Genomic DNA, 17,712 nt, shown 5'->3' on the forward strand with positions numbered 1-17,712 from the left:
GTGTTTAGTCCCACGGTAGGCAGGGGGCGGTTAATGGTGTCAAGTGCTGTTGCCCAGGTTTTGCAGAGGCACTCGTAAGGAATAAGACCCTTGAGGGTCTGCAACTCTTGGGCGAAGTTGTAGGCCGTCAAATGGCCTGCAAGCGGGCTTTGAGTTGGTCGAGAGAGTCGTAGTGATATCGCTTCACTTTAGCCCCCGGTTCGCTGCCATATATTGATAGACCGACGTTTAAAGAAACTCCCGATACATCGCCGCCGCCCAGGCGGCATCCTCGCCGGCTGGGTTGGGATTGCGGGTCTGCTTGACGGTCTGGATCAGAAAGCCATCGCCCCGGTCGCGATAGCTGGTATCGATGCGGATGTTTTCGAGCGGCTCGATGCTGCTCGTCACGTGGCAGACGCTTTCGGGCAGCAGCGGGGTTTGGGGCTTGCCGGCGGCCTGCGCCGCGATCTGGCGGGCGACGGCCTGGCCCATGCGGCTGGCGACCTGGCCGGTTTTCGGGAAGTAGCCGAATTGCGGCGAGACCAGCCCGGCGGCATCGCCGATCACGAATACGCGCCCATCGGCGGCGCTGCGGAAATCGGTGGCGCCCTGTGCCGCCCAGCCACTGGGCTTGCCGCCTTCCTCAGGCCGGATCAGGCCGGACTGCCAGAGCACGTCGGCTGCCTGCTGGGGCGGGCATAGCAAGGCTTCGTCGAAGCGGATGTCGTCGATATCGGTAGAGACCGATTGGCGCACCAGATCGACGCTGCGCACCTTGGCGTGGTCGAGGTAGGTAACCTGATCCTTGTAGCGGTCGAGCAGGATGTTGCGGAAGGCCGGCATCATCGGGTTGGGGTCGATGATGACCAGCTTGCCGGGGATCTTCTGCGTCTTCAGCCACCAGGCGATGAACAGGGCGCGCTCGTAGGGCGCCGGCGGGCAGCGGAAAGGCGCCGGCGGGATGGTCATCAGCAGGTCGCCGCCCTTGAAGTTGGCGAGGCGCTGCTTGAGGGCCGGCAGGTCGGCTGCCGACTGCATGACGCCGGAATGGCGGCGTCGCAACTCGGCAATCGCCTGCGGGTCTTCAACCTGCCAGGCCGACCAGTTTTCGCGGATGCCGGGCGCCAGCACCAGCCAGTCGTAAGGGAGGACTCCATGGGTGGTCACCACGTTGCGCTGGGCGATAGCGACCTCGGTCACGTCGCCTTGCACAAAACGATAGCCGTGCTTTTTTGCCAGCCCGGCGTAATCGTGGCGCGCCCAAGGGGCCGCCCCCGCCTCGACCAGCCAGCGATTGCTCAGGGCGAAGGACATGAAGGCCGGCTGGCGGTCGACCAGCGTGACTTCCAGTTCGGGCACCAGTTGCCGCAGTTGGCTGGCCGCCGCCAGGCCGCCCCAGCCGCCGCCGACGATGACGACCCGCCGATTGGCGGCGAAAACCGGGGGCAACAGCGACAGAAGCCCGGCTGCAAGCAGGAACTGGCGACGGTTGGTCATTGGTAGCGCAAGGCCTCTATGGGGTCCAGCCGCGCCGCCTTCTGCGCCGGATACCAGCCGAAGAAAATGCCGACGCCGGCCGCGACGAGGAAGGCGATCATGGCGGCGCTGCCGGAAATGACGATGACCATGCCGGTGAAGGCATTGATGGCGAGCGCGATGCCGAGGCCGAGCAACAGGCCGAGCAGGCAGCCGGCGAAGGAGATCATCACCGCTTCGAGCAGGAACTGGCTGAGGATATCCTTCTGGCGGGCGCCGATGGCCATGCGGATACCGATTTCGCGCGTCCGTTCGGTCACCGACACGAGCATGATGTTCATGATGCCGATACCGCCGACGAGCAGCGAAATGGAGGCGATGGCACCGAGCAGGATGGACATGGTGCGCGTCGTTTCGGCTTCCGATTCGGCGGCGGCCGACAGGTTGCGCATGAAGAAGTCGTCGGGCATGCCCTCGCGCAGGCGGTGGCGCTGGCGCAGCAGCGCGGTCACGCTGTCCATCGTACGCTGCATGGTTTCGGCCGATTCGGCCTGCACCATGATCATGCGCACCGAACCGAGGAAGGGGGTGCCGAACACCTTGCGCTGGGCGGTGGTGAGCGGAATGATCACGGTGTCGTCCTGGTCACGGCCGTCGAGGTTCTGTCCCTTGCTGCCGAGCACGCCGATGACGATGAACGGATTCTGCTGGATGCGCATGGTCTTACCGACCGGATCGTCGTCGCCGAACAGGTTCTCGGCCACCGTCTTGCCGATGATCGCCACCCGCGTCGCCGAGCGCACGTCGGAGTCGCCGAAGGCAGCGCCATGGGCGATGCTCCAAGCCCGCGCGTCGAGATACTCCGGCGTCGTGCCGAATACCTGCGAGCTCCAGTTCTGCGAGCCATAGACCAGTTGCCGCGTGCCCTGGTGGGTGGGCGCGACATTGACCACGCCATCGAGTTCGGCAATGGCGTTGGCGTCGGCGACGTTGAGCGTCGGCGCGCCAGCCGAGCCGCTGCGCACGCCGGAGGCGGTGAAGGAGCCCGACAGGACGATGAACAGGTTCGAGCCCATGGTGCTGATCGTCTGCTGCACGGCATACTGCGCGCCCTGGCCGATCGCCATCATGATTACCACGGCGCCGACGCCGATCACCATGCCGAGCATGGTCAGCGCCGTGCGCAGGCGGTTGGCACCCATCGCCAGCCAGGCTTCGCCGAGCATCGGATGGATCATGATGCTTCCTCTCCGGATAGCGCGCCTTCGTGAGCGCCTCGCGTCGCAAGCCGGGCGGTCGATTGGTCGCTGACGATCTGCCCGTCGAGGAAGCGCACCTGGCGCTTGCAGTGGGCGGCGATGTCCGGTTCGTGGGTGACCAGCACGATGGTGATGCCTTCGCCGTTCAATTCTTCGAACAGGCGCATGATTTCCTCGCTGGTATGGCTGTCGAGGTTGCCGGTCGGCTCGTCGGCGAGGATCAGGCGCGGTGTATTGACCAGCGCCCGGGCAATCGCCACGCGCTGCTGCTGGCCGCCGGAAATGCGGTTGGGCAGCGATTCGGCGTACTTGCCCAGCCCGACCTTGGCGAGCAGTTCGCGTGCCCGCGCCCGGCGTGTCTCGCGGTCGACGCCGGCATAGACCAGCGGCAGCGCGACGTTGTCTTGCAGGCTCATGCGCGGCAGCAGGTTGAAGCCCTGGAAGACGAACCCCAGTGTACGGTTGCGCAGCAGTGCCAGCGCGTCCTTGTCCATGTGCGCGACGTTCTCGCCGGCCAGGAAATAGTCACCGACCGTCGGCGTATCGAGGCAGCCGAGCAGGTTCATGAAGGTCGACTTGCCCGAGCCGGACGGTCCCATGATGGCGATGAACTCGCCGGGGCGGATTTCAAGGTCAACGCCCTTCAGCGCCGGGAAGAGACCGGCCGCGGTTTCGTAGGATTTGCCGAGACCGGCGACCCGGATAACCGACTCGGCCATCAGAACATCCGCATGCCGACCGACGACGGTTTCTTGTCGCCGTTGCTGTTCTCGCCGGTGACGATGCGATCGCCTTCCTTCAACTCGCCACTGACGATTTCGGTATTGCGGTTGTCGGTGATGCCGATCTGCACGGTCAGCGGTTTGATCTCGCCTTCAGCCAGCACATAGACCGTGCCGCTCTGGCTGTCGCGCTTCTTGGCCTTGCCGCCCTGCCCGCCGACCGGCGCGCCATTGCCCTGACCGCCGCCCGCCGGCTTGCCGGCATCGCTCTCCTTCTTGCCCGCGGCATCCGCCGGCTTGAAGCGCAGCGCCGCATTCGGCACCAGCAAGGCACCCGGCCGCTTCTGCACGCCGATGCTGACATACGCCGTCATGCCCGGCAGGAGAACCAGTTCCGGGTTATCGACATTGATGCGCACGTTGTAGGTAACGACGTTCTGCGTATTGGTCGGATTCAGGCGGATCTGCTGCACGACGCCCTGGAAACTGCGGTTCGGGAAGGCATCGACGGTGAAGCGTACCGGCATGCCTTCCTTGATATTGCCGATGTCGGCTTCGGCAAAGCTGGTATCGATCGCCATCTTGGTCAGGTCCTGGGCGATCTGGATCAGCGTCGGCGTCTGGAAGCTGGCCGCCACCGTCTGCCCGATGTCGACCAGGCGGGCGACGACAACGCCCGAAACCGGCGAGGTGATGACCGAGTAACCGAGGTTGACCTGATCCTTGTCCGCCGCCGCCTTGGCCTGTAGCAGTTGGGCCTGGGCCGACTTGAGGCTCTGCAGGGATTGGTCGTAGTCCTGGCGGGAAATGTACTCCTTGTCGAGCAGCGCACGCATCCGGGCCTCGTTGGCCTTGGCCAGATCGTAGGAGGTCTGGACATTCACCACGTTCGCCTGGCTCTGGCGGGCCACGGTCTGCAGCAGCGACTGGTCGAGTTCGACCAGTTTCTGGCCGGCGCTGACCTTGGAATTGAAATCGACGTACAGCTTCCGCACCGTACCGGATACCTGCGTGCCGACATTGACCAGCACCAGCGGGGTCAAGGTGCCATTGGCCGACACGGTCTGCGTGACATCGCCTTTTTCAACGGTCGCGAACTTGTAGCGGGTTTCGGGATTTTGCGCAGCGCGCTGCTGGACAAACCAGTAGCCGCCCCCCGCCAATGCCGCGACGACAGCGACGCCGATCAAAGTCTTGCCGAGATGTTTCATGGTCTTCCTTCCGCCGCCGGTTGCAGCAGCGTGTAATCGAGCGCCCCGACCGACTGGGCCAGCGTGGCGCGATAGACGTTCCAGTCGAGTTGCGCCTGGATGCGTTGCAGGCGGGCGCTGGCCAGGGCCGACTGGGCAGCCAGCACGTCGAGGATGGTGCCGACGCCGGCCTTGTAGCGTCCGAGCGCCACGCGCTCCGACTGCTCGGCGCTGGCCACCAGATCGGCCGTCGTCTGCAGGCTTTGCGTTGCCGTTGTCAGGCTCTGGTAGGCCTTCCACACATCGAGCGCGACCTGGTTGCGGATGCGGTCGCGCTGGGCTTCGCGGACGTCCACCTGGGCGGCGGCGGAGCGCACGCGGTAGGTGGTGTCGAAACCGGAAAAAATCGGCACGTTGAGCGTCAGCCCGAGGCTACCGCCCTGCTGGGTAACGCCAGCCGATTCCTGCCAGGTCGGCCCGGCGCCAAGGGAAATGGTCGGCCGCCCCTGCGCCCGCGCCAGGTCGACGCTGGCCTGCGCCGCCCTGAGCTGCGCCTCGGCCGCCTTGAGGTCGGGACGCCGCCCCTGGGCCTCGGCGATCAGGGCATCGACTTCCTTCTGGAAGCTCACGCCGGCCGGCAAGGTCGGTGGCTCGGCGAGCGCGATGGACTGCTGGGCGCCGAAACCAAGGGCATTGGCCAGGGCGCCCAGCGCATTGCGGGCGTCGCCCTCGGCCTTGATCCGATTCAAGGTTGCCTGCGACAGCGCGGTCTGCGCCTGCAGCCGGTCGGCCGGCGTGGCGACGCCGACGCTGTAGCGCGCCTCCGCCGCCTGGTAGCTTTCGCGGGCGGAACGCTCGGCCTGCAGCGCCGATGTCACCGCAGCCTGCGTGGCCTGCGCGGAATAGTAGGTCTGCAGGGCATTCAGGAACAGCGTCTGCACCGTCGCATCCTGCGTTGCCGCCGCTGCCGCCAGCAATTGCCCGGCATTCTCGACGTTGGCCGAGCGCTGGCCAAAATCGTAGAGCAGCCACGACAGCGTCACCGCTGCGGCATCGCGGGTATAGGCCGTGTTCCGGTACTCGAAGCGTGTTGTCGACGCCGTTCCGGACAAGGTCGGCAACCAGCCCGCCCGGGCGACGCCGAGCAGCGCCGCCTGCGCCCTGGCCGAAGCCCAGACTTCGCGGGTTTGCGGGTGGTTGCACAGCATCAGATCCACCGCATCGACGGCCGTCAGCGGAGTACTTGGCAGGGCCGTCGCGCAAGGCGCCTCGCCGACCCGCGCCATCAAGCGCGACGACGGCTTCAGCGGCAGCTGCCCGGCCGTGTCCAGCGGGTCGTCCAGACCGCCTGCCCGCACGGACAGCGCGGCCACGGCAAGAAGCAGAAACGTTCCGAAATTTCGCATGGCCGGCAGTTTAGCCTCGACGCCGATAAAAAGTTGTTACTGATTGTTTAGAAAACGCTCTCCGGCACGCGATCAGGATGCGCAAGCGTGCAAATCAATCCTTGCCGAGCACGGCGCGCAAGGCCTCGGCCTCCAGCACCTGCGTATCGACATGACTGGGGCGGGCAAAGTGGATTTCCTCGACTTCGCCGGATATCACGGCATCGGCATCGTCCAGCTTGGCGTAACCATCCCGGAAGGCGACCCACTGCGCAGCCTTCAGCTCCTGTTCGCCGAGACCGACCGCCATGCCGTCCGGAACCTGCGCCCCGAGCTCGACCAGGGTGCGCACGACCTCCTTGTGCTTGCCCCGGACAGCCATCGCCAGCGGCGCCGTCACTGCCGCATTGTCGACAGCATTGACCTGCGCACCGCGCGCCACCAGGGCACGCACGATCTCCACATGCCCCAGGAAGCAGGCCATGCCGAGCATGAATCCGGGCTGCCCCTCGTCGTCGATGGCGGCTCCGGCATCGAGAGCTGCCTGCACATCTTTGAGACGACCGGCACGAATGGCTTTCAGCAGTTCCATCGGGAGCATGATTTCCGAAACATTAAGATGTGCGTAGTTTAACACCGTGATTTTCAGCCGAATTGTCCAGTCAATACTGGTAAAATGCGGGGTTATGCTCTATCCACTCATCCGCAAATTCTTCTTCTCCCTCGACGCCGAAACCGCGCACGGCATCGGCATGATGGGCATCGATCGCGCCGCCTGCCTGATGGCCAAGCCGGTCGCGTCTTGCCCGGTCGAGGTCATGGGCCTGAAATTCCCGAATCCGGTTGGCCTCGCCGCCGGTCTGGACAAGAACGGCGACCACATCGACGGCCTGGCCCGGCTCGGCTTCGGCTTCATCGAGATCGGCACCATCACGCCGCGCCCGCAGGATGGCAATCCGAAGCCGCGCCTGTTCCGTATCCCGGAAGCGCAGGGCATCATCAACCGCATGGGTTTCAACAATGCCGGTGTCGACAAGCTGCTGGAAAACGTCCGCGCCGCCGAGTTCCCGAAAAAAGGCGGCATTCTCGGCATCAACATCGGCAAGAACGCGACGACGCCTATCGAAAAGGCCGCCGACGACTACCTGATCTGCCTGGACAAGGTCTATAACGACGCCAGCTACGTCACGGTCAACATCTCGTCACCGAACACCAAGAACCTGCGCGAATTGCAGAAGGACGAGGCGCTCGACGACCTGCTGTCGCAGCTCAAGGCCCGGCAGCTGCAACTGGCCGACAAGAACGGCAAGTATGTGCCGATGGCGCTCAAGATCGCCCCCGATCTCGACGACGAGCAGATCACCGCCATCGCCGACGCGCTGCGCCGCCACCGCTTCGACGCGGTGATCGCCACCAACACCACGCTGTCGCGCGAAGGCGTCGAGGGTCTGACCAACGCCGCCGAGACCGGCGGTCTGTCCGGTGCCCCGGTCTTCCGCAAATCGACCGATGTCCTGAAGAAGCTGTCCACGGCCCTGGCCGGCGAACTGCCGATCATCGGCGTCGGCGGCATCATGGGCGGCGAGGATGCGGCCGAAAAGATCAAGGCCGGCGCGTCACTGGTCCAGTTCTACAGCGGTTTCATCTATCGCGGCCCAGAGCTGGTCAGCGAGGTGGCAGACACGCTCGCTATCATGCTGCGCAAGAAAAACGCATAAGGCCATAAGGGGCGCGCGGTTGTTTGCACTGCAGCAAAATTCGATAATACGCGCCTCACGCTTGCCTAAATCATGAGCCACTATCTCTTCATTCTCGTCGGCGCGGTGTTGGTCAACAACGTCGTGCTGGTGAAGATTCTCGGTCTTTGTCCCTTCATGGGCGTTTCCAAGAAGCTGGAAACCGCCTATGGCATGGGCGCCGCGACGACCTTCGTGCTGACCATGGCGACCGGCGCCAGCTACATCATCGACCATTACCTGTTGATGCCGTTCGGGCTGGAATACCTGCGCACGCTGTCCTTCATCGTCACCATCGCCGCCATCGTCCAGCTGACCGAGATGGTCATCGCCAAGACCTCGCCGGCGCTGCAACAGACGCTGGGCATTTACCTGCCGCTGATCACCACCAACTGCGCCGTGCTCGGCGTGCCGCTGCTCAACATCGCCAACGGCTACAACTTTGTCGATTCGCTGCTCTTCGGTGCCGGCAGTGCTGTCGGCTTCTCGCTGGTGCTGATCCTCTTCGCCGGCATTCGCGAACGCATCGAAGGCGCCGACGTCCCCGTCCACTTCCGCGGCGTCGCCATCGCCATGGTCACCGCCGGCCTGATGGCCCTCGCCTTCATGGGCTTTGCCGGCCTGGACAAATATCAGTAATGGACATCCTCCTCGCCATCGCCATCATGGCCCTCGGCGCCGTCGTGCTCGGCGCCGCGCTCGGCTTCGCCTCGATCAAGTTCAAGGTCGAGGGTGACCCACTGATCGAAAAGATCGAGGCCATCCTGCCGCAAACCCAATGCGGCCAGTGCGGCTACCCGGGCTGCAAGCCCTACGCCGAAGCCATCGCCAACGGCGAGGAAATCAACAAGTGCCCACCGGGCGGTACCGAAGGTGTGCAGCGCCTGGCCGATCTGCTCGGCCGCGAAGTCAAGCCGCTCGACGCCGAGGAAAAACCGAAACAGCTCGCCGTCATCGACGAGAACACCTGCATTGGCTGCACGCTTTGCATCCAGGCCTGTCCGGTCGACGCCATCATCGGCGCCGCCAAGCAGATGCACGTCATCATCGGCCAGCAATGCACCGGTTGCGAACTCTGCCTGCCGCCCTGCCCGGTCGAATGCATCCACATGGAAGTCATTGCCGAAAACATCGACAGCTGGAAATGGAAATACCCGGTCGTTGAAATCAAGGCCGCTCCAATGAAAGAGGCTGCCTGATGCTGATGAACCTGTTCAAGTTCAAGGGTGGCGTCAAACCGCCGACCAACAAGACGCAGTCGCTCGGCAAGCCGATCGCCGTCGCGCCCCTGCCGTCGCGCCTGGTCGTGCCGCTGCACCAGAGCATCGGCGGCACGCCGCGTCCTGTCGTCCAGGCAGGCGACAAGGTGCTGAAGGGCCAACTGATCGGCGAGGCCGACGGCTGGATATCCGCCGCCGTCCATGCCCCGACTTCAGGCACGGTTGTCGAGGTCGCCATGCATGTCCAACCGCATCCGTCAGGCCTTGATGCGATGTGCGTGGTCATCGAACCGGACGGCAAGGACGCGTGGATTGCCCGCGAGCCGATCGACTACAAGGCGTTGACACCCGAGCAGGTCCGCGAACGCCTGCAGCAGGCCGGCGTGGTCGGTCTCGGCGGCGCGGTTTTCCCGACTCACGGCAAGCTGACCGCCTCGAAGACGGTGCCGATGGAAGAGATGGTGATCAACGGCGCCGAATGCGAGCCCTTCATCACCTGCGACGATCTGCTGATGCGCGAGCGCGCCGAGGAAGTCGTGCGCGGCGTCGGCATCTTCCGCGACCTGCTGCAACCGAAGAAGGTGCTGATCGGCATCGAGGACAACAAGCCGGAAGCCGCCGAAGCTATGCGTGCCGCCGTCAAGGCCGTTGGCGAACACTTCGAGGTCATCACGGTACCGACGCTCTACCCGGCCGGCGGCGCCAAGCAGCTCATCCGCGTGCTGACTGGCAAGGAAGTCCCGGCCAGCAAGCGCTCGACCGATCTCGGGGTCCAGTGCTTCAACGTCGCCACCGCTTACACCGCATGGCGTGCCATCGCCCACGGTGAGCCGGTCGTGTCGCGCCTGGTGACGATCACCGGCAACGTGCACGAGCCGCGCAATTACGAAGTCCTGATCGGCACGCCGATGGACGAACTGCTCAAGCTGGCGACGCCGCACCCGGACACCGACGGCATCGTCATGGGCGGCCCGATGATGGGCTTCCTGGTTCCCGAGCCGGGTGTGCCGGTGGTCAAGGCGACCAATTGCCTGATCGCTCATTCCGAGCGCCTGTTCCCGCCCAAGGCGCCGGAAATGCCGTGCATCCGTTGCGGCTCCTGCGCCCAGGCCTGCCCGCACGAACTGCAGCCGTTCGAGATGTACTGGTTCTCGCGCGCCAAGAATTTCGGCAAAACGCAGGAATATCACATCTTCGATTGCATCGAATGCGGTTGCTGTTCCTTCGTCTGCCCGTCGCGCATACCGCTGGTCCAGTATTTCCGCTTCGCCAAGAGCGAGATCTGGGCGCGCGAACGCGAGAAAAACGCCGCCGACCAGGCCAAGGAGCGTTTCGAGTTCAAGCAGTTCCGCGAGGAACGCGAAAAGGCTGAAAAGGCAGAGAAACTGGCCAAGGCCGCCGCCGCGCAGGCTGCCAAGAAGGCCGCCGAGGCTGCGGCAGCCGCTGCCGCCGACAATGCCCCCGCGCCTGCGACCGAAGCCCCGGCCCCGACTGAAGCACCGTCGGCAGCCGATGCCGAAAAAGCCGCCAAACTGGCGACCATTCAGGCCGCCATGGAACGCGCCAAGGCCCAGCGTGAAGCCGCCCAGCCGAAAAATACCGACCACCTGACGCCGGAACAGCAGCGCGCCGCCGAAGAAATCGAATCCCGGCGCGCCACCGCGGGCCTGGCCTCGCCGGAAACACCGGCCAACGAGAAATCCGAGTAATGTTCGCCCCCGCCCCCTTTCTGCTCAAGGACACCAGCGTCAGCCAGGTCATGACGCAAGTCTGCATCGCGCTGGTGCCTGGCATCGCCGCCTACGCCTGGCTGGTTGGCCCGGCCATCCTGGTCCAGCTGGTCATCGCCTCGTTGGCTGCACTGATCGCCGAAACGGCGATGCTGCGCATCCAGAAAAAGCCGCTGGCGCTCTTCTTGTCCGATGGCTCGGCCATCGTCACCGCATGGCTGATCGCCTTGACCTTCCCACCGCTGGCGCCGTGGTGGCTGGTCGCCACCGGGACCGTCTTCGCCATCGTCGTCGCAAAGCACCTCTACGGCGGCCTCGGCCAGAACCCGTTCAATCCGGCGATGGTCGCCTTCGCCATCTGCATCGTCTCCTTTCCGGCGCTGATGTCGCAGTGGCCGAGCATCGGCCTGCAACTGCCGCTGGCCGACCAGATCAATGTCATTCTCGGTCTGGCGCCGCGTGTCGATGCGCTGTCCGGCGCCACCCCGCTCGACGCCATGAAGACGGCCCTCAAGCTGAGCGAAGGCAGCCAGGATGTCGCCGCCTTGCTGGCCAATCAGGACATCTACGGCAATTTCGCCGGCCGCGGCTGGGAATGGGTGGCCTTGGGCTACCTGATCGGCGGACTGTGGATGTGGCAGCGCAAGCTGATCACCTGGCATGTACCGTTCGCTTTCGTCGCCTCGCTGGTCGCCATTTCCGGCGCCCTGTGGCTGGTCAACCCGGCCCAGTTTGCCAGCCCGCTGTTCCACCTGCTGTCCGGCGGCGCCATGCTCGGCGCCTTCTTCATTGCCACCGATCCGGTTTCCGGCTGCACCACGCCGCGCGGCAAGCTGATCTTCGGTGCCGGTGCCGGCCTGCTCGCCTATATCATCCGCGTCTTCGGCGGCTACCCGGACGGCGTCGCCTTCGCGGTACTGCTGATGAACCTGTGCGCACCGGTCATCGACCTGCTCACCCAGCCCCGCATCTTCGGCATGAAGGACAACGGCAAGGGAGGCGAGGCATGAGCGCGGCCCGCGAATTCACCGCTTCCGGCATGGCCGTTCGCACAGCGGCCATTCTGTTCATCTTCGTCATCATCTTCACCGGGTTGCTGTCCGGTGCCTACCTGTGGACCAAGCCAGCCATCGAAGCCTCGGCAGCCGAGGAAAAAATGAAGCTGGTCGACGAGGTCCTACCGCGCAGCGAGTACGACAACAACCTGCTCAGCGATACCGTCGCCCTGCCGGCCACCGCCGAACTCGGCCTGGCCGACCCGTCGACGCTCTACCGCGCGCGCCTGGGCGGGCAGCCGGCGGCGCTGGTTTTCGAGACGGTGGCCCAGGACGGCTACGCCGGCAAGATTCGCCTGATCGTCGCCATCCGCGCCAACGGCGAGCTAGCCGGCGTCCGCGTCACCCAGCACAAGGAAACGCCGGGTCTGGGCGACTACATCGAGGTCAAGAAGGACAAGAACAAGGCTCGCCCGTGGATCACGCAATTCACCGGCATGTCGCTGGCCCAGGTGACCGACAAAGAGTGGAAGGTGAAGAAGGATGGCGGCAAGATCGATTATTACGCCGGTGCCACCGTCACCCCCCGCGCCGTGACCAAGGCCACCCTCAAGGCGGCGCACTGGGCCGCAGCCAATCTTGATCGCCTGTTCGCCGAAGGAGGCGCCCAATGATCACCCGCGAAGAATTCCGCACCATCGCCGGCAACGGCATCTGGAAGCAGAACACCTCGATCGCCCAGATCCTCGGCCTGTGTCCGCTGCTCGCCGTGACCACCAACGCGGTGAACGGCATCATGCTGTCGCTGGCGACAATCATCGTCATGGCGCTCTCCAACGTCGCCGTCGCCTCGTTGCGCAACCTGATTCCGCACGAAATCCGCATCCCGGTCTTCATCCTGATCGTCGCTGCGCTGGTCACCGTCATCGACCTGCTGTTCAACGCCAACCTGCACGAGCTCTACCTGGTACTCGGCATCTTCATTCCGCTGATCGTCACCAACTGCATCGTGCTCGCCCGTGTCGAGGCGTTCGCCGCCAAGAACCCGCCGCTGCAATCAACCTTCGATGGTGTGTTCATGGGTGTCGGCATGCTGTGGACGCTGGCCCTGCTTGGCGGTATGCGCGAGTTTCTCGGTAGCGGCACGCTGTTCGGCGGTATCGACATGGTCTTCCCCAGCCTGCACCCGATCCAGGTTTTGCCGGAAAGCTATCCAGGCTTCCTGCTCGCCCTGCTGCCACCGGGCGCCTTCATCCTGCTCGGCTGCATGATCGCCTGGAAGAACTGGATGGATGCCAAGGCGGCCGAACGGGCCCGCCTGAAGCCGCCGACCCCGGTCGCCACCGCCGGCTGCCACTAAGTCGCGGGCCCTGCGGGGCCCATGTTTTTTCCCATGCGTATCGAAACCATCCGCCAAGCCCTGTACGCCGCCGGCGCCAAGGATTGCCATGCCGACCGCGTGCTGCGCGCCTGGACGCAAGGCCAGGCGCTTGACAGCGGGCCGCGCCACCAGCCGGCTGCCGACTTTCTCCCGCTTGGATTGCGCAACGCCCTTCCCGGATTGTCATCCCAGCTGAACGGGCTGGCACGCATCCGTTCCGAGCATGCCGGCGAGGATGGCGCCCGCCTGCTCGTCGAACTCGGCGACGGCCAGTTGGTGGAAAGCGTTCTGCTCCCGCGCGACGGCCTGTGCATCTCGACCCAGGTCGGTTGCGCGGTCGGCTGCACTTTCTGCATGACCGGCCGCGACGGCCTGCTGCGCCAGGTGGACAGCGGCGAAATGGTCGCCCAGGTGGTTCTTGCCCGCCGCCAGCGCAAGGTGAGCCGCGTGGTCTTCATGGGCATGGGCGAGCCCTCGCACAATATCGACAACGTGCTCGAAGCCATCGACATCCTGGGTACCCATGGCGCCATCGGCCACAAGAACCTGGTTTTCTCGACCGTCGGCGATCACCGCGTTTTCGAGCGCCTGCCTGCCGGGCGCGTTCGCCCGGCCCTGGCCATTTCGCTGCATACGACGCGCCCCGAATTGCGCCGTACCCTGCTGCCCAAGGCGGCGCCGATCGACCCCGACGAACTGGTCGAACTGGCCGAAGCCTATGCCCGCGACACGGGCTACCCGATCCAGTACCAATGGACCCTGATCGAAGGGGTCAACGACAGCGAGGCGGAAATGGACGGCATCGTCCGGCTCCTGACCGGAAAATACGCGCTGATGAACCTGATTCCCTACAACACGACCGCCGCGCTCGACTATCGGCGTCCACCGGTCGAACGGGTGACCGCGCTGGTACGCTACCTGCACGCGCGCGGCATCCGGACGACGGTACGCAATTCGGCCGGGCAGGATGTCGACGGCGGCTGCGGACAGCTGCGCGCCCGCAATCTGGAGACGCCCCGGAAATCCCGGCCGATTCACCCCCTCCGTCCCATCTCGCCAGCAAGCGGCTCAGCCTCCTGAGTCGTCCTCGACGACCCGGTTCTTTCCTGCCCGCTTGGCCCGGTAGCAGGCCTCGTCGGCACGACGCATCAAGCTCATTTCGTTGTCGTCGGCACGACAGAGCGCCACACCGATGCTCACCGTGCAGGAAATGGCCTCGCCGGTGGGCGAAGGTGTACTCACCTGAGCAAATGCCGCGCGCAGACGCTCGGCGATCAGCAACGCGGCCGGCCCATCGGTTTCCGGCAGCAGCACCACGAACTCCTCGCCGCCGTAGCGAAAAGCCGAATCGGAACGGCGCAGGCATTGATGGATGGCGTTGGCCAGGCTTTGCAATACCCGGTCGCCGCCCAGGTGGCCGTGGTTGTCGTTGACGGCCTTGAAGTTGTCGCAGTCCAGCGCCAGCATCGCCAACGGCCGGCCGTAGCGGGTCGTGCGATCGATCTCGACCGGCAACACCTCGCGCATGTGGCGCGAGTTGAACAGTCCGGTTAGCGGATCGGTCTGGCTCAAGGAGCGATAGCGTTCCTCGCTGTCGCGCAAGGCCTCCTCGACCCGCCGCCGCTCGGTCACGTCCTGCAGGGTCTCGATCGCGCCGATGACCTTGCCATCCGCATTCCGCAATGGCGCAGCCGTGAAGAACAGCCAGCGGCCACCTTTTCCGACATTGGGAAAGAAATCCTCGGCTTCGTAGCCGCCGTTGATCAGGGAGGAGCCGCGGAAGCGTCCGTGGTACAGGCGGTCGACCTCGCGCTCCCCGACGCCGTCGACGATCAAGTCGGCAAGGATCGCGCGCTGAGCGGGGTAGAAGCTCTTCCAATGATCGCGGGTACCGATCACCTCGCTCGCCGGAAGCCCGCTCAAGGCCTCGCAGGCACGGTTCCAGTGCGTCACCACGTGATCGGCATCGATCACGATGGTGGGGACGGACGATCCATCGACCACCTGCGCCAGGTAAGCTTCCTTGTCGCGCAAGGCGGCCTCGGCCCGCCGGCGCTCGGTCACGTCCTGCAAGGTTTCGATGGCGCCGACGATCCGCCCGTCAGCATCGCGCAACGCTGCGGCGGTAAAGAACAGCCAGCGGCCGCCTTCGCCGAAAGCCGGAAAGAAATCCTCGGCTTCGTAGGCATCGGGAATCAGCGCGGATTTCGAGAATTTGCCGTGATAGTAGCGGTCGACGCCGTCTTCGAGCACGCCATCGACCACCAGATCGGCCATGATCGGACGAGCCGAATCGTAAAAGGCGCGCCATTGCTCCGAACGACCGATCATTTCCGCTGCCGGGACACCGGTCAGCATGGCACAGGCGCGATTCCAGTGGGTAACCTGATGATCCGCGTCGATCACGATGGTCGCCACCGGATTTCCCTCGACCAACTGGGTCAGTGCGACACCATTGTTTGCGCTCGCGTGCTGCATGAGGAAACAGGCCTCTCTGTCGGGTAGAATTGTTTGTACAAATATCGCGCAGGCGGCGCCAAATAACAATCACCCGCATTGACTACCCGTGAAAAAAGCCCAGATCGAGCAGTTCTACACCCGCTTGCGCGAAGCCAACCCGGCACCGACGACCGAATTGCACTACGCCACCCCGTTTCAGCTGCTGATTGCGGTCATTCTGTCCGCCCAGGCAACGGACGTCGGCGTGAACAAGGCGACCGCCCGTCTTTTCCCGGTCGCCCCGACACCGGAGGCCATGCTCGCCCTCGGTGAGGAAGGGCTGCTCGAGTACATCAAGACCATCGGCCTGTTCCGCACCAAGGCGAAAAACGTCATCGCCACCTGCCGGATGCTGCTCGAACTGCATGGCGGAGAAGTCCCGGCCAATCGTGAGGCCCTGGAAGCCTTGCCCGGCGTGGGCCGCAAGACGGCCAACGTCGTGCTCAATACAGCCTTCGGGCAGCCGACCATCGCCGTCGACACGCACATCTTCCGTCTTGGCAACCGGACTGGCCTGGCCCCCGGCAAGACGGTCGTCGAGGTCGAGCAGAAGCTGTTACGCGTCACGCCGGACGAGTTCAAAAAAGATGCCCATCACTGGCTGATCCTGCACGGCCGCTATATCTGCAAGGCGCGAAAACCGGATTGCGCGCGCTGTGTCGTGATCGATCTCTGCGCTTTCCGGGGTAAAACCGTATGAAGGTGGCCAGCGGCCTGGCCACTGGCGCCAGGCCGGTTGCCGAGCTGGCCCAGGAGGCTGTCGCCAATGCCTTGGCCGTCGCCGGTGTGGACCGCGCCGACAACGTACTGCTCTTTCTGAGCCGCGACTACGCACGCAACCCGCAACCTGCCGTGCTGGCCGCAGCCCGGGCGGCCGGCTGCCTGTCGGTCTGCGGCTGCACCGCCAGCGGCCTGCTCACCGAACGCGGCTGGCAATTGGATCAATCGGCGGCCGCCGTGCTGATACTCTCGACAACGGATTTTGCGGCACCGCCCGACGACTTGCTGCTCTCGTTCTCCTCCCACAGTCTTTTGCCCTTTGGCTGGCAGGCCGATACACCACGTGCCGGCTTTCTCGACTCCGATGGCATGGCCTGGTCGCGTGGCCGGCTTGCCGAGCAGGGCTGCGCCGAACTTCGCCTGCCGGGTGTCCGCGCCCGCCCGATCCAATCCACTGGCATGCGCATCCTCGGTGAGGCACAAAACGTCGAGCAAAGCCGAGGTTACGAACTGCAGCGGGTAGGAGGACATCGTGCCATCGACAGCCTGCTCCGAGCGCTCCCTCCCGACTTGCGCGAACATCCGCCCTGGCACCAGATTGCCGTGCTGCGCCACGCAGGGGAACCCGGGATAGCCATCCTGGCTGCCAATGGCGATGGCTCGCTGATGCTGGCCGAGGCGCTCGCGCCCGGTGAGCCCATCGTCTGGGCCATCCGCCAGCCGCTGGCGGCCGAACAGGAAATTCGCGCAGCATTCGCCAGCCAAGGCGAGGACCAGGCCCCGCCAGCGTTTGCGCTGATGTTTTCGTGCATCGGCCGCGGACCGCTCTTTTACGGCAACGATGACCGCGACCTGTTGGCCTTTCGCGAACGCTTCCCGGATACGCCCCTGCTCGGCGCCTACGGCACCGGACAGATCATTCACCGGGCCGGCAGCAACCAGTTGTATCACAATGCCGTCCTGACCTTGCTTTACGAAAGCGCCCATGTTTAATCCGTCCCGCGAACAGGTACGCCGCTTCTTCTGCGACGCCTGGAAAAAACACCTCGACCGTTTGCCCCTGGTTGGCGCCGAAGTCACGGCTGCCGACATCGCCGCCCGGCACCCGGAATACCATGCGCTGCTAGGCAATCCCGACGCAGCGGTGAATCAGGAATGGGTGCCGGAAGGCGGGGCGATGAATCCCTTCCTGCATCTATCGCTGCACCTGGCGATCCACGAACAGGTGAGCATCGACCAGCCGCCGGGCATCCGCCTGGCCTTCGAGCAATTGCGGGCGCGCATGGATGCGCACGATGCGGAACACGTCCTGCTCGAATGCCTGGGCGAGACGATCTGGCAGGCCCAGCGCAACGGCCAGGCCATGGATGCCATGGCCTATGTCGATGCCGTACGCCGCAAGGCCAGTATGATTTAA

Annotated in this window: 18 protein-coding genes; 11 read left to right on the forward strand and 7 right to left on the reverse strand. The window is 64.7% G+C overall.

Annotated features, from left to right (window positions below):
• Nucleotides 1–228 precede the first annotated feature (228 nt).
• The 6 genes from AB6Q56_RS10270 to AB6Q56_RS10295 form a co-directional block, all read right to left on the reverse strand.
• On the reverse strand, nt 229–1,479 hold the full coding sequence (locus AB6Q56_RS10270; protein ID WP_434516950.1) for an FAD-dependent oxidoreductase: 1,251 nt from the start codon (nt 1,477–1,479) through the stop codon (nt 229–231).
• On the reverse strand, nt 1,476–2,696 hold the full coding sequence (locus AB6Q56_RS10275) for an ABC transporter permease (RefSeq protein WP_434516951.1): 1,221 nt from the start codon (nt 2,694–2,696) through the stop codon (nt 1,476–1,478). The genes AB6Q56_RS10270 and AB6Q56_RS10275 overlap by 4 nt, the downstream gene beginning before the upstream one ends.
• Nucleotides 2,693–3,436 carry an ABC transporter ATP-binding protein gene (locus AB6Q56_RS10280; RefSeq protein WP_434516952.1) on the reverse strand — a complete coding sequence of 248 codons (744 nt, stop codon included), beginning with the start codon at nt 3,434–3,436 and terminating at the stop codon, nt 2,693–2,695. Before AB6Q56_RS10280 ends, AB6Q56_RS10275 begins: the two co-directional genes overlap by 4 nt.
• Nucleotides 3,436–4,650, reverse strand: coding sequence for an efflux RND transporter periplasmic adaptor subunit (locus tag AB6Q56_RS10285; RefSeq protein ID WP_434516953.1), 1,215 nt, complete (start codon nt 4,648–4,650; stop codon nt 3,436–3,438). Before AB6Q56_RS10285 ends, AB6Q56_RS10280 begins: the two co-directional genes overlap by 1 nt.
• Nucleotides 4,647–6,035 carry a TolC family protein gene (locus AB6Q56_RS10290; protein WP_434516954.1) on the reverse strand — a complete coding sequence of 463 codons (1,389 nt, stop codon included), beginning with the start codon at nt 6,033–6,035 and terminating at the stop codon, nt 4,647–4,649. The genes AB6Q56_RS10285 and AB6Q56_RS10290 overlap by 4 nt, the downstream gene beginning before the upstream one ends.
• A 94-nt stretch (nt 6,036–6,129) precedes the next feature.
• A complete protein-coding gene (locus AB6Q56_RS10295; RefSeq protein ID WP_434516955.1) occupies nt 6,130–6,606 on the reverse strand; it encodes an ankyrin repeat domain-containing protein in 477 nt (158 codons plus the stop codon).
• A gap of 94 nt (nt 6,607–6,700) precedes the next feature.
• Here AB6Q56_RS10295 and AB6Q56_RS10300 point away from each other — a divergent pair, with 94 nt between their 5' ends.
• The 8 genes from AB6Q56_RS10300 (at nt 6,701) to AB6Q56_RS10335 (ending at nt 14,156) form a co-directional block, all read left to right on the forward strand.
• Complete coding sequence (locus tag AB6Q56_RS10300; protein ID WP_434516956.1) at nt 6,701–7,732, forward strand: quinone-dependent dihydroorotate dehydrogenase; 1,032 nt, start codon at nt 6,701–6,703, stop codon at nt 7,730–7,732.
• A 72-nt stretch (nt 7,733–7,804) separates the two neighbouring features.
• Nucleotides 7,805–8,389 carry an electron transport complex subunit RsxA gene (gene rsxA / locus AB6Q56_RS10305; RefSeq protein WP_295007106.1) on the forward strand — a complete coding sequence of 195 codons (585 nt, stop codon included), beginning with the start codon at nt 7,805–7,807 and terminating at the stop codon, nt 8,387–8,389.
• A complete protein-coding gene (gene rsxB / locus AB6Q56_RS10310; RefSeq protein ID WP_434516957.1) occupies nt 8,389–8,949 on the forward strand; it encodes an electron transport complex subunit RsxB in 561 nt (186 codons plus the stop codon). Before rsxA ends, rsxB begins: the two co-directional genes overlap by 1 nt.
• The gene (gene rsxC / locus AB6Q56_RS10315) at nt 8,949–10,679 is read left to right on the forward strand and encodes an electron transport complex subunit RsxC (RefSeq protein WP_434516958.1); all 1,731 of its coding nucleotides are present in this window, start codon (nt 8,949–8,951) and stop codon (nt 10,677–10,679) included. The genes rsxB and rsxC overlap by 1 nt, the downstream gene beginning before the upstream one ends.
• Nucleotides 10,679–11,710 (forward strand): RnfABCDGE type electron transport complex subunit D, encoded by a 1,032-nt coding sequence (locus AB6Q56_RS10320; RefSeq protein ID WP_434516959.1) that lies wholly within the window; start codon nt 10,679–10,681, stop codon nt 11,708–11,710. Before rsxC ends, AB6Q56_RS10320 begins: the two co-directional genes overlap by 1 nt.
• Nucleotides 11,707–12,369, forward strand: a complete 663-nt coding sequence (gene rsxG / locus AB6Q56_RS10325) for an electron transport complex subunit RsxG (RefSeq protein ID WP_434516960.1) — start codon at nt 11,707–11,709, stop codon at nt 12,367–12,369. The genes AB6Q56_RS10320 and rsxG overlap by 4 nt, the downstream gene beginning before the upstream one ends.
• A complete protein-coding gene (locus AB6Q56_RS10330) occupies nt 12,366–13,055 on the forward strand; it encodes an electron transport complex subunit E (RefSeq protein ID WP_434516961.1) in 690 nt (229 codons plus the stop codon). The genes rsxG and AB6Q56_RS10330 overlap by 4 nt, the downstream gene beginning before the upstream one ends.
• Nucleotides 13,056–13,088: 33 nt before the next feature.
• A complete protein-coding gene (locus AB6Q56_RS10335) occupies nt 13,089–14,156 on the forward strand; it encodes an RNA methyltransferase (RefSeq protein WP_434516962.1) in 1,068 nt (355 codons plus the stop codon).
• On the opposite strand, the gene AB6Q56_RS10340 is transcribed toward AB6Q56_RS10335, so the two are convergent.
• Nucleotides 14,145–15,554, reverse strand: a complete 1,410-nt coding sequence (locus tag AB6Q56_RS10340) for a sensor domain-containing diguanylate cyclase (RefSeq protein WP_434516963.1) — start codon at nt 15,552–15,554, stop codon at nt 14,145–14,147. The two genes, AB6Q56_RS10335 and AB6Q56_RS10340, sit on opposite strands and share 12 nt — an antisense overlap.
• Nucleotides 15,555–15,642: 88 nt before the next feature.
• On the opposite strand from AB6Q56_RS10340, the gene nth reads away from it, so the two are divergent.
• Genes nth through AB6Q56_RS10355 form a run of 3 tightly spaced genes read left to right on the forward strand, consistent with a single transcriptional unit; the run spans nt 15,643 to nt 17,712 of the window.
• Nucleotides 15,643–16,275 carry an endonuclease III gene (gene nth, locus AB6Q56_RS10345; protein WP_434516964.1) on the forward strand — a complete coding sequence of 211 codons (633 nt, stop codon included), beginning with the start codon at nt 15,643–15,645 and terminating at the stop codon, nt 16,273–16,275.
• Nucleotides 16,272–17,288 carry an FIST C-terminal domain-containing protein gene (locus AB6Q56_RS10350; RefSeq protein WP_434516965.1) on the forward strand — a complete coding sequence of 339 codons (1,017 nt, stop codon included), beginning with the start codon at nt 16,272–16,274 and terminating at the stop codon, nt 17,286–17,288. Before nth ends, AB6Q56_RS10350 begins: the two co-directional genes overlap by 4 nt.
• The gene (locus AB6Q56_RS10355) at nt 17,281–17,712 is read left to right on the forward strand and encodes a DUF1841 family protein (RefSeq protein WP_434516966.1); all 432 of its coding nucleotides are present in this window, start codon (nt 17,281–17,283) and stop codon (nt 17,710–17,712) included. The genes AB6Q56_RS10350 and AB6Q56_RS10355 overlap by 8 nt, the downstream gene beginning before the upstream one ends.

Source organism: Dechloromonas sp. ARDL1, assembly GCF_051122455.1.
Lineage (GTDB): Bacteria > Pseudomonadota > Gammaproteobacteria > Burkholderiales > Rhodocyclaceae > Azonexus.